Origin of the sequence: Echinicola shivajiensis (assembly GCF_018642165.1) — a bacterium.
Lineage (GTDB): Bacteria > Bacteroidota > Bacteroidia > Cytophagales > Cyclobacteriaceae > Echinicola > Echinicola shivajiensis.
The window spans coordinates 1-1288 of the sequence record NZ_JAHHZM010000031.1; the positions used below are offsets into that span (position 1 = coordinate 1).

The 1288-nt window shown below is 50.2% G+C and carries 2 protein-coding genes; both read left to right on the forward strand.

Going from position 1 to position 1288, the window contains the following annotated elements; all coding sequences use genetic code 11:
- Window positions 1-981, forward strand: a 981-nt coding sequence (locus KMW37_RS22345) for a Mu transposase domain-containing protein (protein ID WP_215226863.1), incomplete at its 5' end; no start/stop codon positions are given.
- A gap of 8 nt (window positions 982-989) precedes the next feature.
- Window positions 990-1288 (forward strand): ATP-binding protein (locus KMW37_RS22350; protein WP_215226864.1); only part of this gene is annotated, 299 nt, incomplete at its 3' end.

A 1288-nucleotide genomic window follows, 5' to 3' on the forward strand; every position in this document is an offset into this window, starting at 1 on the left:
GACCTTGTCCACTGCATGAACAACATGATGTGGTTTTATGGGGGCGTTTCCAAGGCCGTGGTCTCTGACAACCTAAAATCGGCGGTCACCAGGGCCAGTAAATATGAACCCGAGATCAACCGCTCCCTCAAGGACTTTGCCAGGCACTATGACTGTGCCATCAATCCCACCAGGGCATACAGCCCCCAGGACAAGGCACTGGTCGAGAATGCGGTACAGCTCAGCTACCAACGCATATACTACCCCCTTCGGGAGATGACCTTCTTTTCGATCGGAGACCTGAACAGGGAGATAAGAAGACTGTTGGAAGACTATAACAACATGCTTTTCCAGAGAAAGGAAGCCAGCAGAAGGGAGCTTTTCCAGTCCATGGAAAGGGAATGCCTGAAGCCCCTTCCCACAGGCATGTACCAGCTCAAGGACTATACAAGGGCAAAGGTCCAGAAAATAGGATACGTTTACTTCTCCCCGGACAAAAGTTATTACAGCGTCCCTTACAGGTATATCGGAAAGTCCACCCAGATCCATTATACAAGGGACATCGTGGAAGTCTACCATTACCATGAAAGGATAGCCCTTCACAAAAGGAACCCGTCAAAGGGCTGCTATAACACCAACAGGGAACACCTCAGCAGTACACACAAAAAATACCTTGACTGGAGCCCTGACTACTTCAGGAAGCTGGCAGCTCCCCTGGGGGCCAATGTGGCCACATGTATCAGTGAACTTTTTATCGGATCGGATTACCCGGAAACGGCCTACAAAAGGGCACAGGGCATCATAAAGCTTGCCAAGCTTTACGGCAGGGAAAGATTGGACTCCGCATGTGGCAGGGCCATATACGCCAGGGCAATATCCTACCGCAGGATCAAAAACATACTCGAAAATAACCTGGACAAGGTGACCCCGGAAGAGATGGACAAAAAGGAATCCCATATTCCCGACCACGAAAACATCAGGGGGGCATCCACTTACCAATAAACAGAACAATGATGAACAGTAACCAGACAGTAGAAAAACTCAGACAGATGAGGCTCAGCGCCATGGCCGATCTCCACCACCAGCACATCGGCAGCAACAGGTTCGCCGACTTTACCGCCGATGAATACATCGCCCTGCTGGCAGACCACGAATGGGAAGACCGGCAGCACAAGAAAATGGCCAGGTTGATAAAAAAGGCCGCCTTCAAACAGAAAGCATCCGTTGCCGATATCGATTACAGCCATAACAGGAACCTTGACAGGAATATGTTCTCAAGGCTTGCAGGGCTTGGCTTCGTGGACAAAAA